Origin of the sequence: Geothrix edaphica (assembly GCF_030268045.1) — a bacterium.
Taxonomy (GTDB): domain Bacteria; phylum Acidobacteriota; class Holophagae; order Holophagales; family Holophagaceae; genus Geothrix; species Geothrix edaphica.
The window spans coordinates 47,594-53,728 of sequence record NZ_BSDC01000005.1 but is presented as its reverse complement, the minus strand read 5'-3'; the positions used below and the strand labels follow the sequence as shown (position 1 = coordinate 53,728).

The 6,135-nt window shown below is 65.9% G+C and carries 8 protein-coding genes; all 8 read left to right on the top strand.

What is annotated here, in order from left to right:
• Positions 1-330 precede the first annotated feature (330 nt).
• Complete coding sequence (locus QSJ30_RS14450) at positions 331-1,776, top strand: hypothetical protein (protein WP_285610393.1); 1,446 nt, start codon at positions 331-333, stop codon at positions 1,774-1,776.
• 94 nt (positions 1,777-1,870) lie between these two features.
• A complete protein-coding gene (locus QSJ30_RS14445; protein WP_285610392.1) occupies positions 1,871-2,320 on the top strand; it encodes a YybH family protein in 450 nt (149 codons plus the stop codon).
• Between the two features lie 119 nt (positions 2,321-2,439).
• Positions 2,440-2,937 carry a TspO/MBR family protein gene (locus QSJ30_RS14440; protein WP_285610390.1) on the top strand — a complete coding sequence of 166 codons (498 nt, stop codon included), beginning with the start codon at positions 2,440-2,442 and terminating at the stop codon, positions 2,935-2,937.
• Positions 2,938-3,073: 136 nt separating this feature from the next.
• Positions 3,074-3,490 (top strand): DUF1801 domain-containing protein, encoded by a 417-nt coding sequence (locus QSJ30_RS14435; protein WP_285610388.1) that lies wholly within the window; start codon positions 3,074-3,076, stop codon positions 3,488-3,490.
• A 143-nt stretch (positions 3,491-3,633) separates the two neighbouring features.
• Positions 3,634-3,810: a hypothetical protein gene (locus tag QSJ30_RS14430; RefSeq protein ID WP_285610386.1), complete on the top strand. Its 177-nt coding sequence runs from the start codon at positions 3,634-3,636 to the stop codon at positions 3,808-3,810.
• 294 nt (positions 3,811-4,104) lie between these two features.
• Positions 4,105-4,482 carry a VOC family protein gene (locus tag QSJ30_RS14425; protein ID WP_285610384.1) on the top strand — a complete coding sequence of 126 codons (378 nt, stop codon included), beginning with the start codon at positions 4,105-4,107 and terminating at the stop codon, positions 4,480-4,482.
• A gap of 59 nt (positions 4,483-4,541) precedes the next feature.
• The gene (locus QSJ30_RS14420; RefSeq protein WP_285610382.1) at positions 4,542-5,603 is read left to right on the top strand and encodes a medium chain dehydrogenase/reductase family protein; all 1,062 of its coding nucleotides are present in this window, start codon (positions 4,542-4,544) and stop codon (positions 5,601-5,603) included.
• A gap of 56 nt (positions 5,604-5,659) precedes the next feature.
• Positions 5,660-6,082: a hypothetical protein gene (locus QSJ30_RS14415; protein WP_285610380.1), complete on the top strand. Its 423-nt coding sequence runs from the start codon at positions 5,660-5,662 to the stop codon at positions 6,080-6,082.
• Positions 6,083-6,135 lie beyond the last annotated feature (53 nt).

Genomic DNA, 6,135 nt, shown 5'->3' with positions numbered 1-6,135 from the left:
CTGTGCCGTCGTCCTGCCGGCCTCGTGCTCTTTCAAGGCCAAGATGATCTGCTCCTCGGTGTATCTGCTCTTTCTCAAGGGGCCCTCCAGAGGGGGAGGACTCACATTATCCTTGGTCTAGTTTTCCGGGAGGACGTCAAAACCCATCCTGCTCATGGGGTTCCCATGCGTTTCTGCGACAGATCCATCTCTCCTGCCACCTCATGGCGTGGCCTGTTTTCCAGGGCGGTATCGCTCTGGGCGCTCTGCCTGGCCATGGCCTGCGGCGGGGGAGGCGGAGGGGGCGGCGGGACTCCGAGCCAGACCGTTTCTCCTACCGCGCCAAGGATCATGGCGGCCGCCATCATCTATCCCTCAGGCTCGCCCTCCTTCCAGCTGTCCATACCAGGCGTCAACTTCATCAGCACCTCCGCGGTCCTGCTGAACGGCAGGGAATGCCCCACCACCTATCTGGGGCCGAATCGGCTATCGGTTTTCGTCAACACCGCGGATCTGATTCCCGGTGGCACGTGTCGGGTCCGGAACCCGGGGCCCACACCAGAACTTTCCGAACCGATCTACTTCATCCGCGGAAGCCTGAATGACGGTCCGGTGCCCATGACCTCGCCCACGAAGGTGGGCGCCGGTTCTCCCGCATTCACGCTGTCCTTCTCGGGCATGCCTGTGGACAAGGACACGGTCATCATCTGGAATGGCCTGGCCATGCCGACGACGGTCAATCTGGCGCTGGGTTATGCAAGCACCACCATCCCGGAACAGGAAGTCGCCAGGCCGGGTTATGCGGTGGCGGCCCTCTACAGCCAAAGCGCAGGGTGGATCACACCCGCCCAGATTGTGAACATCACGCTGAATCAGCCGGTCTCGGGCATGGTTGAGTCGCCTGCGGATGGGAACCTCCTGGCCATCGTTCCCGATACGACCTCCGCCCATCCCAAGAGCCTTATCCAGATCGACCCCAGGTCGGGGCAAGTGACCCCCCTGCTGCCCCTGGCCGACAATCCGAGTGCTCTCATGCTCGCCAGCGACAAGGGATCGATCTACACGGGATCGACCCAATCCAGTCTGATCCGGCGGCTCGCCTGGCCCAGCCTCGCCCCGTTGTCCACCATCGACCTTGTGTCGGGTGGAACGGTGAGTCTGGCGGCGGTTCCCGGTTCGCCCAATTCAGTGATGGTCGGGAAATCCACCAGCTTCCCACCGACGCAGGAGATCGTGATCTATGACGACGGGACGCCCCGAAGCCTCCACGGGGCTGTTGACGGCTACCGGGACTGCATCGCCATCGATGAGGCGGGAGCCAAGGTCTACGCCCTGAATAATGGCCTCACAACCTTTGATATGCGGGCCTACACAGTCGATGGCTCCGGTCTTGCCTCCATCGGTCGATCCGGCACGCTGGATATCGGCTTTGGTACTGGCCTCGCCATTTCTGGGGGGAAGCTGTACACCAGCAGTGGGCTGGTGATCGACTCAGCCACCCTGGCCCCGTTGTCGAAGCGGATTGTGGTTCCCTCGGACAGCCGGTTCCTGGTGGATCCGCCGAACAACCGCATCTACTTCGTGGGAGCCTCCGGTACCTATGGAACCGGATATGTATTCGTCTACGACCTCACCACCCTGAATCAGGTTGGTGCCTTGATCCTCCATGGCATGATTTCAACGCCCCAGCGGCTCGTCCGCTGGGGTCGTAACGGCCTGGCCGTGGTCCCAGATTCGGGCTACGGCAACGACTCGACGATGTACCTCTTCCAAACCGACCTGGTGCGACCTTTTTAAGGGATGGTGGATGGCGCGGAGCTCCATCCGGCCAGCTTCATTTGTCAGGTCGCACCTGGTCGTTGTCGCCCATCACCGAGAAAGGAGTCCTGCGATGCGGAAGCGTCTCCTTGTTCTTGCCCTTATGGCCGCGCTCCCTCTCCGTCCACTTTCGGCAAAGCCCCTCGATAACGGATCGCTCAGACAACAGGTGATGGACACGGAACGGGCCTTCGCGCAGACGATGGCCAGGCGGGACCACCCGGCCTTCACCGCCTTCGTCTCGGAAGAGGCCATCTTCTTCTCCGGCGATAAGCCCCTGCATGGCAGGCAGGAGATCGCGAGCTGGTGGAAGCGCCATTTCGAAAAGCCCGAGGCGCCCTTTTCCTGGGAACCGGAATCCGTGGAAGTCCTCGCGTCCGGGCAGCTCGCCCTCAGCACCGGCCCCGTCCGTGATTCAAAAGGCAAGGTGATCGGGACCTACACCTCGATCTGGCGCCTGGAAGGGCCCGGGAAATGGCGCATCGTTTTCGACAAGGGCAGTCCAGTCTGTGACAAGCCTTGAGCCAGTCAGATCACGACCGGACTCCTGGCTCAACGCCGATCTCGCCCGCCTCGCCTTTCGCCCCCTCCCATCGTTCCGCTTCTCCGGCTTCCCTCGTTCGGCCCTTTCCCGGGAGTCCCATGGCCCACCTTCCGTTGTCCAAGCAGGTTCTCGGATTCCTCGGGTGGCTGCTGGTCTGCTTGGCCGCGGCGGCACTGGGTGGTCTGGCTTCAGCCCAGGCAGGTGTTTTCTATCAGGCCCTCCTTCGCCCCGACTGGGCGCCTCCGGGATGGCTCTTCGGCCCGGTATGGACGGTCCTGTACTTTCTCATGGCTGTTTCGGCTTGGCTTGTGTGGCGGGTCGGCGGTTTCCGGAACGCAGGCTTCGCGCTCTCCATGTTCCTGTTCCAGCTCGCCGTGAATGCCCTGTGGACCTGGCTGTTTTTTGTCTGGCATCTGGGGGCGGCGGCACTGGCTGAGATACTGGTCCTCTGGCTGTTGATTGTCGCCACGGTCTCCCTGTTCTGGCGCCATCATCGCCTGGCCGCCGTCCTGCTCCTCCCCTATCTGGCCTGGGTGTCCTTCGCCGCCGTCCTCACCTGGGCCGTCTGGAAGCACAATCCCCACCTCCTCACCTGACCTTCACCGGGCATCGCCATCGGCTTGATCAGGCTCGCCATTCACTATTTCCTGAGCCGAAGGGGTTGACCGTGGTCGGGGCGCTTGCTTCCATCACCCGTCCAGTCGTCGGATCCTGTCTGTGGGGGAGGAGCGCATGAACAAGCCTGGTTCGAGCGAGGGCCGGTCGGCCTCGGAGCTGATCGAGCAACGTATCGCAGAGCTCGGGGACTGGCGTGGAGAGACCCTGAGCCGGATGCGCGGGCTCATCCGGGAGGCGGACCCGGACGTGGTCGAGGAGTGGAAGTGGGGGGGCACCCCCGTGTGGTCGCATGATGGGATCATCTGCACCGGCGAGACTTACAAGTCGACCGTGAAGCTGACCTTCGCCCGGGGGGCCTCGGTGGACGACCCGGCCGGGGTCTTCAACGCGAGCCTCGAGGGGAACACAAGGCGGGCGCTGGACCTCCATGAGGGAGAGGCGGTCGATGCGGACGCGTTCAGGGCCCTCATCCGCGCCGCGGTCGCCCTCAACGTGTCCAGCCGGAAAGCAAAACCCAGGCGGGCAGAGTAGGCTGCGGCATGTCCACTTCGAGCCGGAACAGCCGAATTACAGCGCTCCTCCCGTTGGCCGCCCTGATGGCATGCGCCGCCCCGAAAGCGACACAGGCTGTCCAGCCAGGCGCTTCCCTCGAGCTGGAACCCGGGCGGATGGTCATGATCCTGCAGGCCGCCACGGTGGGAGAGGCGAAGGCGCTCGGGCTGGATCCAGCGCCAGGCGATTCGGTTCACCGGTTCGCACCGCCCACCCCGGGGATGGGGGGCCCCTCCGGCATCTGTGTCATCCGCGCGGGCCGGGTCATCCGCTTCCGCATCACCGGGCAGGCCCTCTGAGGCCCGCCGGATGTTCGGCGGGTGCCGGGAACGACCAACGTCGCCTGCCTCCCGCTGGGATCCCGGGATCCGGCTGGTGTTCAGAGCACGTCGGCCGCCCCCCATGGGCGGGTGGGGATGCCCCCGGGAGGCTCGAAGGAGCTCGGGGTGGTGGTCAACGAATCCTGGAACCGCCGTACGTCCCGGAAACTCGCCGAAGTCCTGGCGCGGGCGCTCGGCCGCACCTAACCTTTGTGCTTGCGTCAGGTCGATTCACCCTGGAGAAACCCCAACCGCCAGCCCCGGAGGCCCCGAATGGCTGCCAATCCTGTCGCCTGGTTCGAGATCTATGTTCAGGACATGGACCGGGCCTTGCGCTTCTACGAGTCCGTTCTCGGGGTCCAGCTGACCCGGCTGGAGGCGCCGCTTTCCGAGCTTCAGATGTGGCTGTTCCCCTCCCACATGGAGGGCCCTGGCGCCGGCGGCGCACTCGTCAAACTGGATGGCTGCCCCTCCGGCGGGTCGGGAACCCTGGTGTATTTCCATTCGGAGGATTGCGCCATCGAAGAGGGCCGGGTGGTGGCGGCGGGCGGGCAGATCCACCGGTCCAAGCTGGCCATCGGCGAGTTCGGCTTCATCGCCCTGGCCCATGACACCGAAGGCAACATGTTCGGCCTGCATTCCCTGAGATAGCCGACGGGCCCCCCGGGGGCAGGCCGCCTGAACTCCGATCCGCCAAGGGGGGAGGAGCCATGAGACACAGGCGCATCGTCGTCGCTCGGTACGGGGGATCCGAGGTCCTCCAGGTGCTCGAGGAGGAAGGTCCCGAGCCCGGGCCCGGGGAGGTGCGGGTGAGGGTGCATGCCGCGGGCATCTCACTGCCTGATGTGCTGGCGCGCGAGGGCGTCCACCCCGAGACCCCCCGCCCGCCGTTCACGCCGGGGTGGGATCTGGTGGGCGAGGTGGAGCGGCTCGGGGCCGGCGTCTCGGGCCTCGAACCCGGCCAGATGGTCGCCGCGATGCCGATCAGCGGGGCCTACGCGGAGCTCATCTGCCTGCCACAGCAGGAGCTCGTCCCCGTGCCGCCGGGGCTGGACGCCGCCGAGGCCGTGAGCCTCGTGCTCAACTACATCACGGCCTATCAGATGCTGCACCACGCCGCGAAGGTCCAGCCGGGCCAGCGGGTGCTGATCCACGGTGCGGCCGGCGGTGTCGGCACGGCCCTCCTGCAGCTGGGGCGCCTCGCCGGGCTGGAGATGTACGGGACCTGCTCCGCGCGAGGGGCGCAGACGGTGTCCGACCTGGGCGGCATCCCGATCGACTACCGGCACCAGGACTTCGTGGCGGAACTCCGGCGCCTGGCGACCGGAGGTGCGGACGCCGTCTTCGATCCCATCGGAGGGGCCCACCTCTGGCAGTCCCGCGAGGCGCTGGCTCCGGGCGGGCGGGTGGTGGGCTACGGCCTCTCCACCTCCCTGCGTGGGGAAGGGCTGACGTCCAGCTCCCCGGGCCGCCGTCAGCGGTTCCGCGGCACGGCCGTCTTCGGGCTGTACATCCTCGGCAGCTGGCTCCTCCCGGGCCGGAAGCGGCTGGTCCCCTACAGCATCCAGACCCTCAAGCGGCTGAAGCCGGCCCTGTTCCGACAGGATCTGGCCACCCTGCTCGACCTCCTCCGACGCCAGCAGATCAGGCCGATCATCGCGCGCCGGCTCCCGCTCGTGGAGGCGAGACAGGCCCAGGAGCTGCTGGAGAAGGGGGGCGTGATCGGCAAGATCGTGCTTGTGCGCGAGGCTTCCCCCGGGAAGGATGCCTGAGGCGTCCCTCCGGCGGTCCGGCCCCGCCAGGCCCAGCTTCCCTCGTGAGACCTCCCATGCTGCTGAACCCCGAGCTCCCATGGCCCTTGAAGCTCACGGCCTGGTTCCTCCTTGTTCAAGGGATATCGAGTCTGGCCGGAACTATCCTCTCGGTCGTCCAGCATCGGCCCAGCGTGGATCTGACGGTCGGCTCCATCCTGCTCGGGTTTGGATTGTTGCGATTGAACAACCTCATCCGTTGGCTCACCGTCATCTCGCTGACCTTGCAGCTTCTGATGTGTGCATGGGTGTTGCGCGATCTCCTGGGCGACCCGGGCCTGACCGGCGACAGCCGCATGTTCAGCTACATCCTCTTTGATCCGGGCCCGAGCACCCTGGCGTTCATCCTGGGGGCCATGATCTTGGTCCTGTCGCTGCAAGGGATCTACCTCGTCATGCCGGGAACGCGGCGGCTCTTTCGAGTCGGATCCACGGCCTGAGGGCGGACGCCTCCCAGGGGCGCGGAGCCAGCGTCACGCCCCACCCCGCGGCG